The organism is Glaciecola sp. SC05 (assembly GCF_041380235.1).
In the GTDB taxonomy this organism is placed as follows: domain Bacteria; phylum Pseudomonadota; class Gammaproteobacteria; order Enterobacterales; family Alteromonadaceae; genus Glaciecola.
This window is the reverse complement of the sequence record NZ_JBGIYY010000024.1, coordinates 1-18,451: the sequence shown is the minus strand read 5'-3', so window position 1 is coordinate 18,451 and position 18,451 is coordinate 1. Positions and strand designations below refer to the sequence as shown.

General features: G+C 42.7%; 18 protein-coding genes. 12 read left to right on the top strand and 6 right to left on the bottom strand.

The features are described from left to right. Nucleotides 1–176 precede the first annotated feature (176 nt). A complete protein-coding gene (gene coaD / locus AB9H30_RS17675) occupies nucleotides 177–695 on the top strand; it encodes a pantetheine-phosphate adenylyltransferase (RefSeq protein WP_371196058.1) in 519 nt (172 codons plus the stop codon). A gap of 60 nt (nucleotides 696–755) precedes the next feature. Here the strand turns inward: coaD and mutM are convergent, their stop codons facing one another. The 5 genes from mutM to radC all read right to left on the bottom strand — a co-directional run bounded on the left by mutM (nucleotide 756) and on the right by radC (nucleotide 3,612). Beyond that, nucleotides 756–1,568, bottom strand: coding sequence for a bifunctional DNA-formamidopyrimidine glycosylase/DNA-(apurinic or apyrimidinic site) lyase (mutM, locus tag AB9H30_RS17670; protein WP_371196057.1), 813 nt, complete (start codon nucleotides 1,566–1,568; stop codon nucleotides 756–758). A 24-nt stretch (nucleotides 1,569–1,592) separates the two neighbouring features. Next, nucleotides 1,593–2,075, bottom strand: a complete 483-nt coding sequence (locus tag AB9H30_RS17665) for a hypothetical protein (RefSeq protein ID WP_371196056.1) — start codon at nucleotides 2,073–2,075, stop codon at nucleotides 1,593–1,595. Nucleotides 2,076–2,274: 199 nt separating this feature from the next. After that, on the bottom strand, nucleotides 2,275–2,430 hold the full coding sequence (gene rpmG, locus AB9H30_RS17660) for a 50S ribosomal protein L33 (protein WP_311360760.1): 156 nt from the start codon (nucleotides 2,428–2,430) through the stop codon (nucleotides 2,275–2,277). Between the two features lie 35 nt (nucleotides 2,431–2,465). After that, nucleotides 2,466–2,702 (bottom strand): 50S ribosomal protein L28, encoded by a 237-nt coding sequence (gene rpmB / locus AB9H30_RS17655; RefSeq protein WP_371196055.1) that lies wholly within the window; start codon nucleotides 2,700–2,702, stop codon nucleotides 2,466–2,468. A 235-nt stretch (nucleotides 2,703–2,937) separates the two neighbouring features. Continuing rightward, nucleotides 2,938–3,612, bottom strand: coding sequence for a DNA repair protein RadC (gene radC / locus AB9H30_RS17650; RefSeq protein WP_371196054.1), 675 nt, complete (start codon nucleotides 3,610–3,612; stop codon nucleotides 2,938–2,940). Between the two features lie 107 nt (nucleotides 3,613–3,719). On the opposite strand from radC, the gene coaBC reads away from it, so the two are divergent. The 11 genes from coaBC to AB9H30_RS17595 all read left to right on the top strand — a co-directional run bounded on the left by coaBC (nucleotide 3,720) and on the right by AB9H30_RS17595 (nucleotide 17,816). Next, complete coding sequence (coaBC, locus tag AB9H30_RS17645) at nucleotides 3,720–4,949, top strand: bifunctional phosphopantothenoylcysteine decarboxylase/phosphopantothenate--cysteine ligase CoaBC (RefSeq protein ID WP_371196053.1); 1,230 nt, start codon at nucleotides 3,720–3,722, stop codon at nucleotides 4,947–4,949. A 12-nt stretch (nucleotides 4,950–4,961) separates the two neighbouring features. Beyond that, nucleotides 4,962–5,549 (top strand): nucleoid occlusion factor SlmA, encoded by a 588-nt coding sequence (gene slmA, locus AB9H30_RS17640; RefSeq protein WP_371196052.1) that lies wholly within the window; start codon nucleotides 4,962–4,964, stop codon nucleotides 5,547–5,549. A gap of 250 nt (nucleotides 5,550–5,799) precedes the next feature. Continuing rightward, nucleotides 5,800–6,369, top strand: a complete 570-nt coding sequence (locus AB9H30_RS17635) for a TetR/AcrR family transcriptional regulator (protein WP_371196051.1) — start codon at nucleotides 5,800–5,802, stop codon at nucleotides 6,367–6,369. 54 nt (nucleotides 6,370–6,423) lie between these two features. Next, nucleotides 6,424–7,494: an MBL fold metallo-hydrolase gene (locus tag AB9H30_RS17630; RefSeq protein ID WP_371196050.1), complete on the top strand. Its 1,071-nt coding sequence runs from the start codon at nucleotides 6,424–6,426 to the stop codon at nucleotides 7,492–7,494. Between the two features lie 71 nt (nucleotides 7,495–7,565). Further along, nucleotides 7,566–7,889, top strand: coding sequence for a DUF1820 family protein (locus AB9H30_RS17625; RefSeq protein WP_371196049.1), 324 nt, complete (start codon nucleotides 7,566–7,568; stop codon nucleotides 7,887–7,889). Between the two features lie 47 nt (nucleotides 7,890–7,936). Next, nucleotides 7,937–9,685: a DUF885 family protein gene (locus tag AB9H30_RS17620; protein WP_371196048.1), complete on the top strand. Its 1,749-nt coding sequence runs from the start codon at nucleotides 7,937–7,939 to the stop codon at nucleotides 9,683–9,685. 126 nt (nucleotides 9,686–9,811) lie between these two features. Further along, nucleotides 9,812–11,212 carry a DUF945 family protein gene (locus AB9H30_RS17615; protein WP_371196047.1) on the top strand — a complete coding sequence of 467 codons (1,401 nt, stop codon included), beginning with the start codon at nucleotides 9,812–9,814 and terminating at the stop codon, nucleotides 11,210–11,212. Between the two features lie 419 nt (nucleotides 11,213–11,631). After that, on the top strand, nucleotides 11,632–12,333 hold the full coding sequence (gene imuA / locus AB9H30_RS17610) for a translesion DNA synthesis-associated protein ImuA (protein ID WP_371196046.1): 702 nt from the start codon (nucleotides 11,632–11,634) through the stop codon (nucleotides 12,331–12,333). A 15-nt stretch (nucleotides 12,334–12,348) separates the two neighbouring features. Further along, nucleotides 12,349–13,788, top strand: a complete 1,440-nt coding sequence (locus tag AB9H30_RS17605; RefSeq protein ID WP_371196045.1) for a DNA polymerase Y family protein — start codon at nucleotides 12,349–12,351, stop codon at nucleotides 13,786–13,788. Next, a complete protein-coding gene (locus tag AB9H30_RS17600; RefSeq protein ID WP_371196044.1) occupies nucleotides 13,772–16,891 on the top strand; it encodes an error-prone DNA polymerase in 3,120 nt (1,039 codons plus the stop codon). The genes AB9H30_RS17605 and AB9H30_RS17600 overlap by 17 nt, the downstream gene beginning before the upstream one ends. A 100-nt stretch (nucleotides 16,892–16,991) precedes the next feature. Further along, nucleotides 16,992–17,816 carry a hypothetical protein gene (locus AB9H30_RS17595; RefSeq protein ID WP_371196043.1) on the top strand — a complete coding sequence of 275 codons (825 nt, stop codon included), beginning with the start codon at nucleotides 16,992–16,994 and terminating at the stop codon, nucleotides 17,814–17,816. Nucleotides 17,817–17,873: 57 nt separating this feature from the next. On the opposite strand, the gene AB9H30_RS17590 is transcribed toward AB9H30_RS17595, so the two are convergent. Next, nucleotides 17,874–18,116 (bottom strand): EF-hand domain-containing protein, encoded by a 243-nt coding sequence (locus AB9H30_RS17590; RefSeq protein WP_371196042.1) that lies wholly within the window; start codon nucleotides 18,114–18,116, stop codon nucleotides 17,874–17,876. Nucleotides 18,117–18,451 lie beyond the last annotated feature (335 nt).

Sequence of the window (18,451 nt, the reverse complement as noted above, 5' to 3'; positions counted from 1 at the left end):
GATTAGGTTTACTTTATGGCCGAGTCATTCGCCGGTGTTGGCTAAGCTAGCGCTTATTCACGATAAAGCTATTCATCTTGCGCTTGGGTGGCTTTAGATTTAATTTGCAAATCACCATTAAACTTCGTTATGGTGTCGGGCACCAATAGGTACCGAACATAAGGTCTTTTTTGAGAATGACATTTAACGCGGCAAACAACAAAGCGATTTACCCCGGTACTTTCGATCCGATTACAAACGGTCATGCAGATTTAATTGAGCGCGCTGCCAATATGTTCTCTCAGGTGATTGTGGCAATTGCAGCAAATCCAAGTAAACAGCCCTTGTTTTCGCTCGCCGAACGTGTCGATATGATCAGTAAAGTGACGGCGCATTTACCGAATGTAACGGTGAAAGGATTTACTGGATTGTTGGCGGAGTACGCCAGGCAAGAAGGTTCGAATATTTTGATCAGAGGTCTACGTGCAGTATCTGATTTTGAATATGAATTTCAGCTAGCGAATATGAATCGGCGCCTAAACCCCGACTTAGAAAGTGTGTTTTTAACACCGTCTGAAGAAAACTCTTTCATATCATCTACCTTGGTTAAAGAGGTCGCGATGCACAACGGTAACGTATCTGAGTTTTGTCATCCAGTGGTATTAAATGCCTTGACGGCGCGCCTCAAACAGCAAAAACAAAACGCACCAACTTAAATCAACCGTTCAATGTCGTTAGACACATCAGCATCGCTAAGATTGCTGATGTGCGAAACACTACTTTTGGCATTTGATACAAAAAAACGTGTTGCGTTGGCCTATTACTTTATTTCGAATCGGTGTATTACACACATCACATGGCTCACCAGTGCGACCATACACATTTAGATGCTGTGCAAAATAGCCTGGATTACCGTCGGCTTGCGCAAAGTCGCGTAAAGTCGTTCCGCCCTGCTCTATCGCCTTTGCCAATACAATTTTAATATTGTCGGTCAGCGTTGCATATCTTGCTTTACTGACCTTTCCCGCGGCTCGCCGTGGATCGATACCCGAACGAAACAAAGATTCGTTCGCGTAAATATTACCGACCCCTACTACAACCGAATTATCCATAATAAAGGCTTTTACCGGTACTTGCCGCCCGCGCGACATATCGAACATGCGCTCTGGCCCAAAGGCATCGGTGAGCGGCTCTGGTCCTAATCTTCTTAGCAGCATTAAAGGTTCGTCGTTAAGCCCTTGCCACAAACAACTGCCAAATCTGCGAGCGTCGTTGAGCACTAACTTTTTGCCCGAATTTAATTCAATCTCAAGATGATCGTGCTTTTTACGCGCAAGATCAGCGTCTACCACACGCATTTTACCCGACATACCCAGATGCAAAACTAAGGCGCCTACATCGGTATTTACAAATAAATACTTTGCGCGACGCGTAACGCTGAGCACTGTTTTTCCTTGAGCCAGATGAACGTCATCAGGAATTGGCCAACGCATTTGTTTTTGATACACATGTATTTTTTTGATGCTTTGCCCTTCAAGATATGGGGCAATGCCCAAACGGGTCACTTCGACTTCAGGTAACTCTGGCATAGTATTAGGTATCGCTTGTATAAATTATTGGCGCTCAGGGGGCAACAGTTGATTAAGATTAGGAAAATCTAGCAGGTAAAGATCACCATCGTAGATCACATAAGCGGTGTTTTCAGACTGCAACAAGCCAAGTACTTTGGCGTTTTTTTGCCCTGCAACCCAAATGCTGACAATATACTCAGGTGAGGCCGTGACCTCCGCGGGTAAAAAACTGCTCGACGGTCTTAATGAAGCGCGCTGCCACTGGTTAACTAAGGCATCAATGTCTTCACTTTGCATATTGGGAATATCATCTGCACTTGGCGCACTTACTCGCCAACCGGTTCCTATGCGTTCAAAGTTGAGCTGATTGATTTGCATGCTGAGAATAAATTCAGTATCTGCTACCACTGCCTGCACGCCACTTTCGTTGCTAGGAAACAATCGATCATAATTAAAAATGGCAATTAGAATCAGCATAGAAAATATTAAAACATTATTCCAAGCCTTTTGTGACAGCCTTAGCATCTCCCCACCTTTTTATTCAATGGCATAGTAAAACAATATATTAGCGCATATAGACAACAAGGGTCTATGTATCATCTTGCGCTGAGGAATTAATAGCTACATGAAAGGTCGTATCGCTAAAAGCAAAAAACTCAGCCAAAGCTGAGTTTTAATGGAGACATTATCCGCTCAATTACTTGAGCGAAGACCTTAATAGGTCTTACTTGATTTTCGCTTCCTTGAACATAACGTGTTGGCGAATTTTAGGATCGTATTTTTTGATCTCCATTTTGCCAGGCATATTACGCTTGTTCTTGTCTGTGGTGTAGTAAAAACCAGTTCCAGCAGATGATACTAATTTGATTTTATCACGCATGATAACTTTCCTTAAAAGAGGCCTTAGAAAAGGTCTTAGATTTTCTCACCACGGGCACGGATGTCAGTTAATACTGCATCAATTCCCTTCTTATCGATAATACGCATACCTTTAGCGGTAAGACGTAACTTAACAAACCGATTTTCGCTTTCAACCCAAAAACGGTGTGTATGTAGGTTTGGTAAAAAACGACGACGCGTCGCGTTTCTAGCGTGAGAGCGGTTGTTACCCACTGCAGGACGCTTACCTGTAACTGCACATATTTTAGACATGTTTGTCTCCAAAACAACTTGTTTGCCGTTTAACTACAGCAAAGCAAATTGCTGTGTAACGCGATTAATTAAGAGGGCGCATTTTATACAGTAACCACCTTAAAAATACAACTAAAAATCACCTTAAAGGGGATCTTTTTGTGTATTGAAGGGCTTTTGGCTAAAATCGCGTTGAATTTTAACACGCTTATGCATCTACAGCGCTAATAAATATCTCGTCATCTTGCAATATTTCTCACAGCAAACCTCGTTGTGCAAATGACACCGCATTGCCATCACCAATCACAAAATGATCGAGTACCATGACGTCAACTAAGGCCATCGCTTGTTTAATTTTTTGTGTAATGTTGATATCAGACTGACTTGGCTCAGGACGTCCGCTAGGATGGTTGTGGGCTAAAATTACCGCTGCAGCGTTGTCATCCATAGCTTGTTTGACCAACTCTCTTGGGTAGACTGCTGCGCTATTAATAGTGCCTTGAAACATCTCTCGGTAAGCAATTAGCTGATGCTGCGAATCAAGCATTAACATGGAAAACACCTCACGCTGCTTATCACGCAGCTGAGAAATTAGATAAGACGAAGCATCATCGGCATGCAAAAAACTGCGCTCACGTACCATCAACTCAGTTAAATTCCGCTTTTGTAACTCGATACTGGCTTGCAACATTGCATATTTTGCGGCACCAAAACCGGCAGTTGCGAGCAGCTTGCGGCGAGGCGCCTGTAACAACGCTCTAAGCGAACCGTGAGTTTGCAAGGCCGCAGTAGCAAGCTGCACTGCATTTTGCCCTTTGAGGCCCGTTTGCAAAAAAATGGCCAACAGTTCAGCGTCACTTAGGGTATGCGCACCAAAATGAAGAAGCTTTTCTCTGGGGCGCTCTTGTTCCGGCCAGTCTAATATTTTCATGTTCCCATCCTTGGATAACAATGTTTTAATAACAGCACAGATATATGTCAACAACGCGAATGTATCTGCAAACGTATGACCCTATTTTGTACCCGATTAGGACCAATATGCAACTTGAACAAAAGAATGTATTAGTAGGTATTAGTGGCGGTATTGCTGCTTACAAAACACCCGATTTGGTGCGCAAACTCAAAGCGCAAGGCGCCAATGTTAGGGTCGTATTAACGGCATCGGCTACCCATTTTGTATCGAGTCTATCTTTGCAGGCAGTGTCTGGAGAAAAGGTAAGCAGCCATTTGCTCGATGAAGATGCTGAAGCCGGCATGGGTCATATCGAACTCGCACGTTGGGCGGATATTTTTGTAATTGCACCTGCCACAGCAAACTGTATGGCAAAGTTGGCCCATGGTCTTGCGGATGACTTATTATCTACCTTAGCGCTGGCAACACCAGCGCCGATTTTAATTGCGCCAGCCATGAATCAACAAATGTGGGCAGCCCAAGCTACCTTAGCAAACTTACAGACATTGCTCGATCGCGGCGTAGTCCAACTAGGCCCAGCAGCAGGCGAACAAGCCTGTGGTGATGTGGGTTATGGTCGCATGCTGGAGCCAGAAGAAATTGTAGAGGCTATTTGTAGCTTTGTTGCGATCAATATGGAGTCTGCTGGCTCTCCTAAGCCTTTCGCCGGTAAACGTATCATGATCACCGCAGGCCCCACTCGCGAGGCGATCGATCCAGTAAGATATATCTCTAATCACAGCTCAGGGAAAATGGGCTTTGCAATCGCTAGAGCAGCGCAATCATTAGGTGCAAAAGTGACCTTAATCGCAGGGCCAGTCAACCAAGATACACCTGTAAATATAACCCGTCATGACGTGGTAAGTGCGCAAGATATGCTTGACGCGGTTGAACAAGACATTGCGACTCAAGATATTTTTATTGCATGCGCGGCTGTGGCCGATTACCGTATTGCAAGTGAGAATACGCACAAATTAAAAAAGCACGGGGCTGAACTTTCACTTACATTTATGCAAAACCCTGATATTCTTAAGACCGTTGCGCAAAGAGATAATCCCCCGTTTACCGTCGGATTTGCTGCTGAAACTCACGATGTAGAAGCCTACGCACGCGCAAAACTAGAAAAAAAACAGCTTAATATGATTGCTGCAAATGATGTGTCGGTGCCTGGCCTAGGCTTTAATTCCGATCGAAATGCATTAATCGTAATTACAAAAGAACATACTCAGAAACTAGCACCGGCTAGTAAGAACTCACTCGCACTTGAGCTACTAACGGTTGTGCATGCTGAGTATACCCGAACACAGAATAAGTAAGATGAAAACAAAATGCCTGCAGCGAAAAAACCAAATAGAAAAGCACAGATTTTGCAATCATTGGCTGGAATGCTTGAAACGCATCACGGCCAGCGCATTACGACCGCAAAACTAGCAGAAGAAGTTGGCGTATCAGAAGCCGCTCTTTATCGACACTTTCCCTCTAAGGCGAGAATGTTCGAAGGGCTAATCGAATTTATTGAAGAAACCTTGTTTTCGCGCATCAATAAAATTATTAGCGAAGAAAAAGACGCCGCTAATCGCTGTCAGTTGATATTGCATCTACTATTGGGTTTTGCAGAAAAAAACCCGGGCATAACACGTATTTTGAACGGTGATGCCTTAATGGGAGAGCAAGAAAGATTGCGCGAACGCATTGCACAACTGTTTGATCGTCTTGAAGTGCAGTTAAAGCAAGTTTTACGTGAGCGAAAACTCCGCGAATCTAAGTCTTTGCAGGTAGACGAAGCATTAGTCGCCAATATGTTAATTTGTTTTGTTGACGGAAAAATTAACCAATACGTTCGCAGTCAGTTTCAACGCCGTCCGACTCAGCAGTTTAATGAGCACTGGGCGCATATCAAAGCCTCTTATTTGTAGCTTAATTTAAGCTAGCTTGGCTAGCTATGCTAATTTGCTGTTGAGCCATCTACTAAAGACGCCGGTAAATCAAATTATCGGCGTTTTGCTATGTAGGCAATAGCGTCTTAATTTGCCTCTCAGTTAAAAAGAACCCGCTAATGTGTTGATCAAATACAGATAACGGTTCAGCCCAGCCCTTGAGCTCTTGCCATAATCAACAACATACGTTATAAGAACATATATTCTCAATATATTAGACTGCTTTTACATGCCACAACAACCCAAATATCAACTAGAGCGTGTACTAGAACGAGCCTTACCACTGGTGATTAAGCAAGGATATCGCGGTTGCTCTATGGCGAATCTAATTGCAAAAACGCAGTTTAATCGACGTGCCTTCTATATGCACTTTAACAATAAAGAAGACTTCTTCGAGGCACTACTCAATCATTATTTACAAGCGCATTTACTGCCACTAAATCAATATTTACATGAGTCTGAAAACGCGCAAACTTGTATTCAGGAATACTTTAAACGTTATCAGCAGTTAATTCATACAAAAGGCTGCCTGCTTACCAAGCTCATCATCGAGATGGGCAGTGAAAACAGCGCAATCCAACATCACGCTCGCTGGTTTTACGATCAGCTACAGTTGGAGTTTATTGGTCTATTAGAGCGTGCACAGCAACATCGACTAATACCAATGACCATCAAAGTTGAACAGCAGGCTTTAAAATTAACCTGCCTAGCGCAAGGTTTTGCTGTGTCTAATCATATCGTGCAGGGCAATGAAGACGTTTCGCTTTTGATTGAATCTATATTTGACCTATCTGCGTAAACAAACCATGGACATTAGCCAAGCGCGCTAATGCTAATAGATAAAGAGACAGCGATGCGGCTACTAATATTAGTTATGATAATGGGAGTGTTTAGCTGCACCTCGAGCTCTGTTAAGCCTGTTTCAAATAATAAGGCGCATCATACCGAAGGTGGTTTTCGAAATTTATACATAGAAGATAGCGAAAAAAGCTTTTTCGACTTCTTAAGAATGCGCTTTTTAGGTGAAGATGACTGGGCCGATCACGCACAATTTGCCGATGATGTTCCTATCCAAGACGTGGATATAGACGCCTTACTGACTCATGAAGATGGACTGCAGGTGACGTGGCTCGGTCACTCTATGTTTTTATTGCAGTACGAGGGATTAGCAATATTGACTGACCCTATTTTCACCGATCGAGCTTCACCGATACCTTTTGCTGGACCAAAACGCTATGTACGCCATGCCATGGATTATGCCGACTTACCTCACATCGACATTGTTATCATAAGTCATAATCACTATGACCACCTAGACACCGAAACCTTAGAGCGTTTAGCGCTAAAGTCCGCTGAACAGTCGGATCCAATAAGGTTTTATATTCCCCTCGGTTTAATTCCCATTCTCTCAGATAGTGGAGTACAGGAGCAAAACATCCATGAGATGGACTGGTGGGACACCTCAGAGCATGCCAAGCGATATAAAATTCATGCACTGCCGAGCCAACATTGGTCTGCGAGAGGCACCTCAGATAGACGCGAAACACTGTGGTCAAGTTGGGCTATTGAGATTAACCAACGCAAAATTTGGTTTGCCGGAGATACCGGTTACAACGATGTGCAGTTCAAGCAAATTGGACGATATTTAGAGAAAGTTGATTTAGCCATTATTCCGATTGGCGCCTATGAGCCGCGGTGGTTCATGCAGCAATATCACGTCAATCCTGAGGAAGCCTTACAAGTGCATAAAGATGTCAACAGTCAGTATTCTATTGGCATGCATTGGGGTACATTCCCGATGACTGCAGAAATGCCATTGGCGCCGGTAAATGAACTGCGTCTGCAAAGCGCAAGATACGACATTGATAAAGAAGAGTTTGATATTATGGCAATTGGTGAAAGCCGAACCTTGAAATTTGAATAATTCGCCTTACTTATGGGCTATCTGTATCCGGCTAGCAAATCAAGCGTTAGCATATTATTATTGTGGAAAGTATGAGTAATCAACAGGCTATTTATCGCATTCAATTTATCAGTAGCGGTGAGCGTTACGAACTGTATGTACGTGAATTGGTATCGAGCCAGGTATTTGGCTTTGTAGAAATTGCCGATTTTGTATGGGATAAACATACTGAATTGGTGCTTGATCCGACTCATGAAAAACTCAAAGATGAATTTTCGAAAGTGAAACGAACCTATATTCCGATGCACAACGTGCTTCGAATTGACTTAGTAGAGAAACAGGGCAGCGCCAAAATAAGCCAGCTGTCTGAAAAGGTGACCGCGCTTCATTCACCTATTTATACGCCAAAAAAGTAAAGTTTTATATTGGCGTGACCATAAAATAATAACGACAGGTAGAGACGATGAAAAGATGGTTGACGCTAATATTACTTACCTTAACAAGCAGTTTGGCATTCTCACAGCAAGCTGAAAATGAGAGCTCTAAAACCCTAAACACTTTGCTCGACTCTATTTGGCAATATGAAGTCTCTCAATTTCCTAGTCTGGCTCGCTCTGAAGGTAAAACTCCGTCTTCAAGCCTTACCGATATTAGCATGCCGGCAATGCAGGCTCGCTTTGATACCTTTAGTGAATATCTAGCGCAATTGAAGCAAATTGATATGGGCAGCTTGAGCGATGCCGAGCAAATTAGCTATTTAATGCAAGAATATCGTCTACGCAATTATGTGGATAACTTTGCCTTCAAAGAGTACCGAGTACCAATCACCTCTGAATATGGTTTCCATAGCAGCCTTGGACGCATTCCTGAAAATACAAGACTCAATACTGCTGAGGACCTTACTCGCTACTTTGACTTACTCGACGCCATCCCAGAAAACATGCGTTTAAACATGCAGTACATGAAAGAAGGACTATCGGTAGGGCATTCACAACCACAAGTGGTATTGATTGGATATGAAGACACGATCACGCCTTATACTGTTGAGAATATTCAAGAACATCCATTCTATGCCCCAATAGCTAAGGCTAAAGAAGGTTTAGTCAGTGATGAGCAACGCGCCAATGCCGAACAAAAAGTCAAAGCGGTGAGAGATACTTACCAAGCCTTCTATGACTTTTTTGTGAACGATTATAAAGTAAATACCAAAACTGATATTGCCGCCACCAACTGGCCTGATGGTGAAGCTTTTTATAATAATCGAATGAAGCACTACACTACTACCGATTTAAGCGCTAAAGAAATTCATGATATTGGTTTAAGCGAAGTTGCTCGCATTCGAGCCGAAATGCAAACCATTGTGGATGACCTAGAATTTGATGGCGACATCAACGCTTTTATCCAGTTTCTTCGTACTGACGAGCGCTTTTATGCGAAAAGCGCTAAAGAGCTTATCATGGTGGCCTCGTACATCTCAAAGCAAATGGATGCGCGCCTGCCACAGTTATTTTATAAAATGCCGCGTATTCCCTATGGCGTCGCGCCGGTACCCGACAGCATTGCTCCTAAATACACTACCGGTCGCTATATCTCGCCGCGCAGCGATGACCAGCCTGGCTACTATTGGGTCAATACCTATGCACTAGATAAACGTCCACTTTACGCCCTTCCAGCTTTAACGCTGCACGAGGCAGTGCCAGGTCATCACTTCCAAATTTCTTTGGCAGCAGAGCTTGAAGGCTTACCAAACGTGCGCCGCAAAACTTATATTTCAGCCTTTGGCGAAGGCTGGGGTTTGTATTCAGAGTTTTTGGGCTTAGAAGTGGGTATTTATGAAGACCCATATGATAATTTTGGGCGTCTAAGCTATGAAATGTGGCGCGCCTGTCGGCTCGTCGTGGATACCGGCATGCATGTATTTGGCTGGAGTCGTGACAAAGCCATGAACTACATGCTTGAAAATACCGCACTCAGCGAGCACAACGTACGCACTGAAATTGATCGCTACATCTCCTGGCCAGCACAAGCGCTGTCTTATAAAATCGGGGAAATAAAAATCAAAGAATTACGCAAAAGAGCTGAAGACGCACTCGGCGATAAGTTTGATTTACGCGCCTTTCATGATGCTGTACTCGCGCACGGCTCAGTACCACTATTTATATTAGAGCGTAATATCGACGACTTTATTGCTAGCGAGCAAGCAAAATCATAGGGCTCGGTATTTAAGCACCGACATTTTCGTTATTACGCATTACTTACTTTAACCATATCCACCATAATTGCTTGATGCTGACCATGATAAGCATCAAGCGGCTTATTTTTTAACAAGGACGTTTTCATGAAAAAACTTCTCTTTATCATCGTTATCTTACTGTTAAGTGTGGCATTGATTGGGCCTAAATTTGCCGGAAATACTTTCAATCAAGGATTGGATAATTACATAGCAGCGGTAAACGAAACCGGTGTTTATCAAGCAAGTATTGTTAACCGCGAACAATCATGGTTTTCTACAGTCGCTGATATCCAAGTAATGCTCAAATTTCAGGGTTTAGCTGGTGCCTCGCAGTTACCTGAATGGAAAATCAACTTACAAGCGCAAGCTCAGCATGGGCCGGTATTGACTAAAAACGGTATGGGCTTGGGATGGTTAGACTGGGCCGTCACCCTTGTAGTAGATGAACTGCCACCCTCACTTAAGGTGCTAGAAGATGGCCCCGTATACCAGGCACTTGGTAAAATGGGCTTATTTGGTGGTACCAGCTATCAAGATCGCATCGCAGCGATGACCTATACCGACGAATCAATCAACCTGACTGCGTCGACAGAAGGCTGGCAAGGCAAGGGTTACTTGTCGGATGATTCAGTGATATATGCAGGCGGTCCGGGCAACATACGTATGAATTTGCCGAATGTATACCGTTTTGAGCTGAATGATTTGGCTGTTTCTTTTGATGCGCAAAGCTCTATCACTGAGATGATCAAAGGCAGCTTTTATGACGGCGCTGCATTAATGACGCTTAAAGAAGTGAAAATTGAAAATTTGATCGACAATACAAATTCGCTACTCGAGCAGCTGTCTTTAAGCAGCACCATCGATTTTGATCAAGATGCAGGCTTAGCCGATTCTAGCCTAGAAGTGAAGCTAGCAACACTGACTACAGCAGATTTCACTTTAAGCGATGCAAATATGGTGATGGAGGTAAATAACTTGCACGAACCATTCTTTATGGCATACCAGCAGATGAATAAAGACATTATGCAGACGCCACAACGCGCCCAAGAAATCATGCAACAAACCATACAAACCCACCTTTTAGGTCAGCTTCAAGTTGAGCCTGAGCTGAACGTTAGCAAACTTAATGCCGTGCTAAACAACGGCAACATAGAGCTCACATCGAGCAACAAACTTGCAGGTGTTAATAGCTTACCGGACACCATGGAAAATAATGATTTTTGGGTTCAGCATATGCAGTCTACTACGCAACTAAACATAGATGATAGTGCAGCCAAATTTATTGCCGCCATGGTAGTTAAACAGCAGCTTGCCGGCAACCCACAAATTGCAGAGATGGATCCTATTGAACTAGAGCAACTCATCGCACAGCAAAGTGAAATGACTTTAGATGGCTTGCTGCAGCAGGGCTTATTTACAGAAACAGAAAATGGCTACAGCATGTCATTTACTTTGCAAGACGGCAAAGCAACTTTAAACAACAGCGCCATACCGCTACCGATGTAATTGTATTTACTTGATAGTCAAAAAATTATCAAATAATAGACACTATTACCCATAAATACGCTAAGCCACTATTTTTTAGTAGATATAAAACCAGCCTACGTGCTGGTTTTGTGTTTTAGCAATATCCAAAAGCTAGGTAAACGAAGTCTAAGATAAGTGCTCGTAAAACCTAGCCAATACATATTACCTCGTAACAAGCCTTATAAAGCGGATGCTGATCAGCATCCTAATACTCTGTTTATGTGCTGATTAATAAGAACATCCATGTTCCGTTATCTTTTATATTAAGACCTCCTTTCAACAATAATCCTTGTTAAATAAATCACTTAAGCTCGTTTAGCCTTATAAATTTGAGAAACGGTTGATCACTTAAACAAAGTATTTATACTGTACATATATACAGTATTTTAGAGTGTCATATGAATCCACTTTTACACGAACTAGAAAGTAAGCAATGGATATGGACAGCTGCAAAAGCCAAGCAAACATCTGCACAAAGCACGCGACTCGAAACCGGTTATGAGGCCTTAGATAAAGCATTATCAGGTGGTTTTCCAAGCGCTGGCATGATCCATATCAACAGCTACTTAGGCTGTGGCGAGCTGCGCTTAATGCTGGAAGTACTGCAAAAAAAAATCAGCCGCACTCGTGATAAACTCTGGATATTTATTGCACCACCGTTTCAATTAAATGCAGAGTTTTTGTTAAGCGAAAATATATCCTTAGAACAACTGGTAGTCATTTATCCCGATACTGACGACGAAGCACTTTGGAGCGCTGAGCAATGCGCTAAAAGCGGGGTATGTGAAGGCATCTTTATATGGCAAAAAAAGCTCTTACATACACAAATACGTAAACTCGAACTAGCGACTTTGCACGGTGCAAGTCACTGTTTTTGGTTTGACAATAGCGAACACGCCACAAGCAATTTGCCCCTTAGTCTATCGCTATCACTGCGGCGAGAAAACGAGCAACTACAGGTTAAAATTAACAAGCAAAAAGTCGGTTGGGCAAAACCTTCTGTCAGTATAAAGCTTCCTTTTAAGTGTCGCACAGGTCCGGCTTTTCGACCTAAGCCCATACCTATAGGCAGCGTAGTTAATATCCATGCTAAGCGTTAACCGAGCTGATCTAAGATGCAATTTGACACTCGCTCCTTGTGGATTTATCTACACTTTACCCGACTCCAACTAAATGTGATTGAGCACAGTCAAATTAGCGATCCTAAAGTGATCTCCGAGCCCCGCGCAATTTATGAAGTAAAACACAATCAGCTCGTACAAATAAATGCTGCAGCACAGGCTCGCGGCATCCAAATAGGTATGGGCTTGGCTAGTGCAAGTTTGCTTTACCCTGATTTAGCCTTGCATGAATACCGCCCTGAAGTTGAAAACAACACCCTTGAACACTTGGCTAATGCCTTGTATTTACTCACCTCTGATATTGTACTGGCACCGCCTCAAGGCTTAATTTTGCGAGCACAGAATATGCTGTCGCTATACGGTGGGATAAAACCTTACTGGCAAGTCATACAGCAATGCCTAAGCAAGCAAGGTTACGAATACCAAAGTGCAGCGGCTTTTTCTATTCAGGCAGCCAAGCTTATGGCGAAACACGGAACGGGAGTCATCACCGAAGAGCGCAGCACAATCAACGACGCATTACAGATATGTGCGCTGAGCTTATCTGACATCGAGCTAAAAGATCTTGAAAAACTCAAACGCATTGGTATTCATAGCATGGCCGAACTCAATCGTGTGCCTTTATCCGAGCTGGCTAATCGACTTAGTCGCGTATCATTAGATGTGGTGTCAGAGCTACGTGGCCAAGCTCCGTCTCGCGTGAGCTTTTTTAAGCCTTTGAGCCAATACGACGATTATATCGAGCTACTCTACGACATCTCTTTAGCTGACAAGCTCCGACCGGTTATTATCCATGCCCTGAATAAGCTCAGCGATTTTTTATATGTGCGCAATGCGCGATGCTTACAAATACACATCGATTTTTATCAGCGCGAACATGCGCCTCTACCGGTAACCTTTGACAGCGCAATGCCTATTTACCGAAGCGCAGACTGGCTCAGTATTATTGAGCTCAAATTAGAGCAACTGAGTTTTCAATCACCCGTATATGCACTCAAGCTACGTTGCCATCGACACGAAGTGGCTGAACTTACCCATGATGATTTCTTTGCAAGTAAGTCGACACACGTAGCTGCCATGTCTTTGCTTTCTCGCTTAATGAGTAAACTGGGTGAACATAAAATATGCGGCCTCAAATTTGTTGAAGACTTTCGCCCCGAGCAAGGTACGCTCACATCTGCGCATCTCAATACTGTTCATGAAAAAAGCGAGCAGAGCATCTTTGCCGACAGACCAGGCTTATTATTGCGACAACCTCAACCCCTAGACAAAAAGGTAAAAGTACTTAAAGGGCCTGAGCGCATCGTATGCGGTTGGTGGGACGACAACAGTATTAGCCGCGATTATTACATTGGGCAAAGCGAGCAAGGTCAGCAAATATGGATGTTCAAAACGCCTGAGCAACAGTGGTATTTGCATGGCTACTTTGTCTAAACCTATAAATAAAAGTATTCATACGCCCTTTGCTGAGCTTGTTTGTCAGTCAAACTTCTCGTTTTTGTATGGTGCCTCACACCCAGAGGAGTACGTGCGTCAGGCGTATTTTTTAAACTACCAGGCAATTGCCATTACCGATGAATGCTCAATGGCTGGGGTTGTGCGGGCATACACCGAAATTAAAAATAACCATATTCCAATTAAGTTGATTGTTGGCAGTTTATTTAAACTCAATAAGCAAAGCATGGTGTTATTGTGCCCGAATAAACAGGCTTATTCAGAGTGCTGTCGTATCATTACCAATGCTCGAAGGCGCGCAAGCAAGGGTCAATACAGTCTGTCAGAGTGGGACTTAAAAAGTATTAAGCACTGCCTATGTTTGTGGCTTCCTAGCGGGCAATCAGCAGAAGATGAAAAATGGGCTACGTGGTTACAAAAACACTTTAAAGAACGCTTATTCTTAGCTTTAAAAAGATGGCTTACCGCCAACGAAGAAGGCTATCTTGAAGACTGCCAACACCTTGCAGAAAAACATCACCTTGAAATTATCGCAACCTCAGCAGCATGCATGCACGACGCATCTCGCCTAGCCCTGCAGCAGTGCTTACAAGCTATTGAAAACGGCACTACGGTTAAACAACTTGGTCGGCACATGCATGCAAACGCTGAAAGCAGCCTGCGCCCATTAGCTAAACTACAGCAGCTATATCCAAAACAATGGCTAGAGAATGCAGCCACACTTGCAAAGAGCTGCCACTTTAATATGTCGGAGCTCGCCTACCAATACCCTGCAGAAGTGGTCGCAAAAGGGATGACTCCTAGTGAGTATTTACGTTATTTAGTCGAAAAGGGCATTAAGCTTCGGTTTACCGAAGGGCTCAGCGACGACATTCGCAACATTATCGAAAAAGAGTTAACGCTGATTAAAGAGCAATCTTATGAGCACTTTTTTTTAACCATCTATGACATTGTACAGTTTGCAAAAAAGCAAAATATTCTCTATCAAGGCAGAGGCTCAGCCGCCAATTCGGTGGTGTGCTATTGCTTAGAAATTACTGCCGTAGATCCTAGGCAAATTAGCGTACTGTTCGAACGCTTTATTTCAAAAGAACGCAACGAGCCGCCCGATATCGACGTAGATTTTGAACATGAGCGCCGTGAGGAAGTGATTCAGTATATTTACCAAAAATATGGTCGAGAGCGCACCGCACTTGCCGCAACCGTAGTTTGCTATCGCTTTAAAAGTGCTCTGCGAGAGGTGGGTAAGGTGTTTGGCATCAACGCCACCGATTTAGATTTTTTCATTAAGAATGTCAATCGCAGAGACCGAGCCTTGAGCTGGCAATCGCAATTAGGTGAGCTCGGTATAGAGCCAGAATCGGCTTTTGCTACCCGCTTTATCACTCTAGTAGAGCAGCTTATTGGCTTTCCTCGGCATTTATCACAACATGTTGGTGGATTTGTGATTTCATCAGGGCCCTTATACAAATTAGTACCAATAGAAAATGCAGCAATGGCTGATCGTACGGTTATTCAATGGGACAAAGACGACTTAGAGAGTTTGAAACTACTTAAAGTAGATGTATTAGCCTTGGGCATGTTAACCGCTATTCGTAAATGTTTTGATTTGCTTAAGACTCACTACCATCAAGACTGCAGTATCCCCTTTATTACTAAGCTTGGCGATGACCAACAGGTTTTTGCACAAATCCAGCAGGCCGACACGGTTGGTATTTTTCAAATAGAGTCTCGGGCACAAATGTCGATGCTACCAAGATTAAAACCTCGTTGTTATTATGATTTAGTCGTGCAAATAGCCATTGTTAGACCCGGTCCAATACAGGGTGATATGGTGCACCCTTATTTACGCCGCCGTGAAGGTATAGAGCCGGTTAGCTATCCGTCACCCGAAATCGAAGCGGTACTATCAAGAACGATGGGGGTGCCGATATTCCAAGAGCAGGTAATTCAACTAGCTATGGTGGCTGCAGGCTTTAGCGGTGGTGAAGCTGATCAACTGCGAAGAGCAATGGCAAGCTGGAAAAAGAACGGCGCACTACACAAGTTCCGCAGTAAGCTTATCGAAGGCATGACCTCTCGCAATTACAGTGCTCAATACGCTGAACGTTTATTTGAGCAAATATGCGGCTTTGGTGAATATGGCTTTCCTGAATCCCATTCGGCATCGTTTGCAGTATTGGCCTATGTTTCTGCTTGGCTAAAACATTACTATCCGGAAATATTTTACATCGGTTTACTTAATTCTTTGCCTATGGGATTTTACACACCGTCACAAATTGTCCAGGATGCCAAGCATCATCAGATTGAAGTACTTCCGTGTTGCGTGCAAAATTCAGTGCATGATCACAGTTTAGTATACTTACATGGTCAGTATTCAATTCGTTTGGGACTGCGCCTAATTAAAGGTTTAAAACACAGTTCCATTACTGCACTGCTTAAGTATCGCAACCAAAGCAAGCTTGATTCTATACACCAGTTAAGGCAGCTAAACCTGCCTACTTCGTGTGTACAAGCATTGGCAAGCGCTAATGCCTTCGCATGCTTATCAAAAAACCGATTTGAGGCGCGATGGGAACTGATGAATCAAAGCGAAACGCTGCCACTTTTTGCGCAAGCTACACCTGCGATAGACAATGTCGCTTATATTCGTCAACCTAATTTATTTGATGATCTGGTCGAAGACTATTCAAGCACCGGTTTATCTGTCAAGCAGCATCCTATTGCCATGCTGCAAGAAGCTAATTTACTACCAAAATTTATTACCGCTAACGCATTACATCACCTAACTCACAGGAGCCTTGTAACAGTCATTGGCGTCGTAACCTGCAAACAAAGTCCTGGTACCGCAGCAGGAGTGACTTTTATTACCTTAGAGGATCATACTGGGAATACAAATGTCATTATTTGGCAAAATTCTGCACGTGCTCAAAAAAAAGCTTATCTAAATGCTAAAATACTTCAAGTGAATGGGATTTTAGAGCGCGGAGATGGTAATGTGATCCACGTGATCGCTGGAAAATTAGTTGATCAAACGCGGTTATTAACAAAATTAGATTTAAGCTGTCGTGAATTTAGGTAATTCGTTAACATGCTAAAGCCTACCATTTTAATGATTCAACTTAATAAAATACTAATTAAACCGATAACTTATATACTAGGTTTAGAGATCCTCTTTGATAATGAGCAAACTGTTGCCCCAATTGCGTAATGTGTTTTGTATAATTCTACTATTTTTTAGTTTGAATGGTCTCAACGCATCTGCAAATCAGCCTGTTACTTCAAGTGATTTACTTGGAAAAAACACCGTGCTAAAAATTGGGGTGTCTAGCCTAAACCATTATCCTAGCTTTAATTTTCAAAGCCCAACAGACAAGGGCGTAAGTTGGGCGATTTTACAAGCATTTGCCAAACAATATAATTACTCATTTGAGTACATTGTTCTTCCTCCTGTACGCCTGCAAACCGCATTAGAGAGTGGCGCGATTGATTTTGTCTATCCTGACCATCCAAGTTGGACGGCTCATAAGCCAGTTAAAGACAACAACATTTATAGTAAAGCAATCGTTGAAGCCATAAGTGCGACTTTTGTAGACAGCTTTAATCAAGAAATTTTACTGTCGGAAGTAACATCAGTTAGCATACCGTTTGGATATAGCGCCGCGACGTGGATGACACCTATTGAGGAATATGGAATATACTCTATGCCAGCCAGAGACTTAGAGATGGCGTTACATAGTGTAAAGACGGGTACTGCAACTGCTGCTGATGTTGAATACAATGCTGGTCAATATATAATCTCAAATAACCCATCTCTATCGAGTTTAGTCATCAATAAAAACCTTCCAAATTCGCGTGTTACCTATCATCTTTCGACACAAAAACACGTGCTTGTCTTAGAGCAGATAAGCCAGTTTTCGATGGAAAATACACAGTTAATTAAAGATTTGAAAGAAAAGTATGGTTTACAAAAACATCAGGACATTTACACTTCAGTAAACGAGTAACATAAAGCTTTGATAAAAAGCGGAAGCCTCAAACTTCCGCTTTGTTATTGCTTTGTTTTACTCTTCTAGGCCTGCGGCAATAAATTCGGCATATGTGATTTCACCATCACCATCTACGTCGATTTCATTAAACATATTGCTCAGCCCCGAGTGAGCATTCGCCTCTGCTTTTGATATTGAACCACTTTGGTCAACGTCAAGCGCATTAAAGAGATCGTCTGACGCAGTAGCATTTACCGATAAACTAGCCACAAAAATTATGGATAACACACTAGCAATTAACTTAGTTGAGAATGACATATTAGTCTCCTTTCTATCAACGTTTTGAATTGCATCAACAATGATGCTTCATCCTAGCTATTACATTTATTGTGCCAATTAAATTTTCTTATTCTTTATTAGTAACTTAGAGCATCTTTAGAGAAATGCTGCTTACTTCAGTACTAAGATCTGTCTCGTGGTTCATACATAAACAAACACAAACCATCAATGCTCAACCATCCTATTGATTTTTATGGTTTTATGTTGCAATAGAAAAGTCGTTCAAAAGTAACATAACTGAATTGCCAACCCATTTGGCTTCAATATCGATATTCAAGCATGTAATTACAGGCATAAAAAAAGCCCCAGCATAT

Bases quoted from the DNA above. Each gene is read 5' to 3' on its own strand.
- rpmB (WP_371196055.1), bottom strand. From the start codon at position 2,702: ATGTCTAAAATATGTGCAGTTACAGGTAAGCGTCCTGCAGTGGGTAAC.
- AB9H30_RS17625 (WP_371196049.1), top strand. From the start codon at position 7,566: ATGAGTAATCAACAGGCTATTTATCGCATTCAATTTATCAGTAGCGGT.
- rpmG (WP_311360760.1), bottom strand. From the start codon at position 2,430: ATGCGTGATAAAATCAAATTAGTATCATCTGCTGGAACTGGTTTTTAC.
- AB9H30_RS17615 (WP_371196047.1), top strand. From the start codon at position 9,812: ATGAAAAAACTTCTCTTTATCATCGTTATCTTACTGTTAAGTGTGGCA.
- AB9H30_RS17665 (WP_371196056.1), bottom strand. From the start codon at position 2,075: ATGCTAAGGCTGTCACAAAAGGCTTGGAATAATGTTTTAATATTTTCT.
- AB9H30_RS17605 (WP_371196045.1), top strand. From the start codon at position 12,349: ATGCAATTTGACACTCGCTCCTTGTGGATTTATCTACACTTTACCCGA.
- AB9H30_RS17600 (WP_371196044.1), top strand. From the start codon at position 13,772: ATGGCTACTTTGTCTAAACCTATAAATAAAAGTATTCATACGCCCTTT.
- mutM (WP_371196057.1), bottom strand. From the start codon at position 1,568: ATGCCAGAGTTACCTGAAGTCGAAGTGACCCGTTTGGGCATTGCCCCA.
- radC (WP_371196054.1), bottom strand. From the start codon at position 3,612: ATGAAAATATTAGACTGGCCGGAACAAGAGCGCCCCAGAGAAAAGCTT.
- AB9H30_RS17590 (WP_371196042.1), bottom strand. From the start codon at position 18,116: ATGTCATTCTCAACTAAGTTAATTGCTAGTGTGTTATCCATAATTTTT.
- imuA (WP_371196046.1), top strand. From the start codon at position 11,632: ATGAATCCACTTTTACACGAACTAGAAAGTAAGCAATGGATATGGACA.
- AB9H30_RS17635 (WP_371196051.1), top strand. From the start codon at position 5,800: ATGCCACAACAACCCAAATATCAACTAGAGCGTGTACTAGAACGAGCC.
- coaD (WP_371196058.1), top strand. From the start codon at position 177: ATGACATTTAACGCGGCAAACAACAAAGCGATTTACCCCGGTACTTTC.
- AB9H30_RS17620 (WP_371196048.1), top strand. From the start codon at position 7,937: ATGAAAAGATGGTTGACGCTAATATTACTTACCTTAACAAGCAGTTTG.
- AB9H30_RS17595 (WP_371196043.1), top strand. From the start codon at position 16,992: ATGAGCAAACTGTTGCCCCAATTGCGTAATGTGTTTTGTATAATTCTA.
- slmA (WP_371196052.1), top strand. From the start codon at position 4,962: ATGCCTGCAGCGAAAAAACCAAATAGAAAAGCACAGATTTTGCAATCA.
- AB9H30_RS17630 (WP_371196050.1), top strand. From the start codon at position 6,424: ATGCGGCTACTAATATTAGTTATGATAATGGGAGTGTTTAGCTGCACC.
- coaBC (WP_371196053.1), top strand. From the start codon at position 3,720: ATGCAACTTGAACAAAAGAATGTATTAGTAGGTATTAGTGGCGGTATT.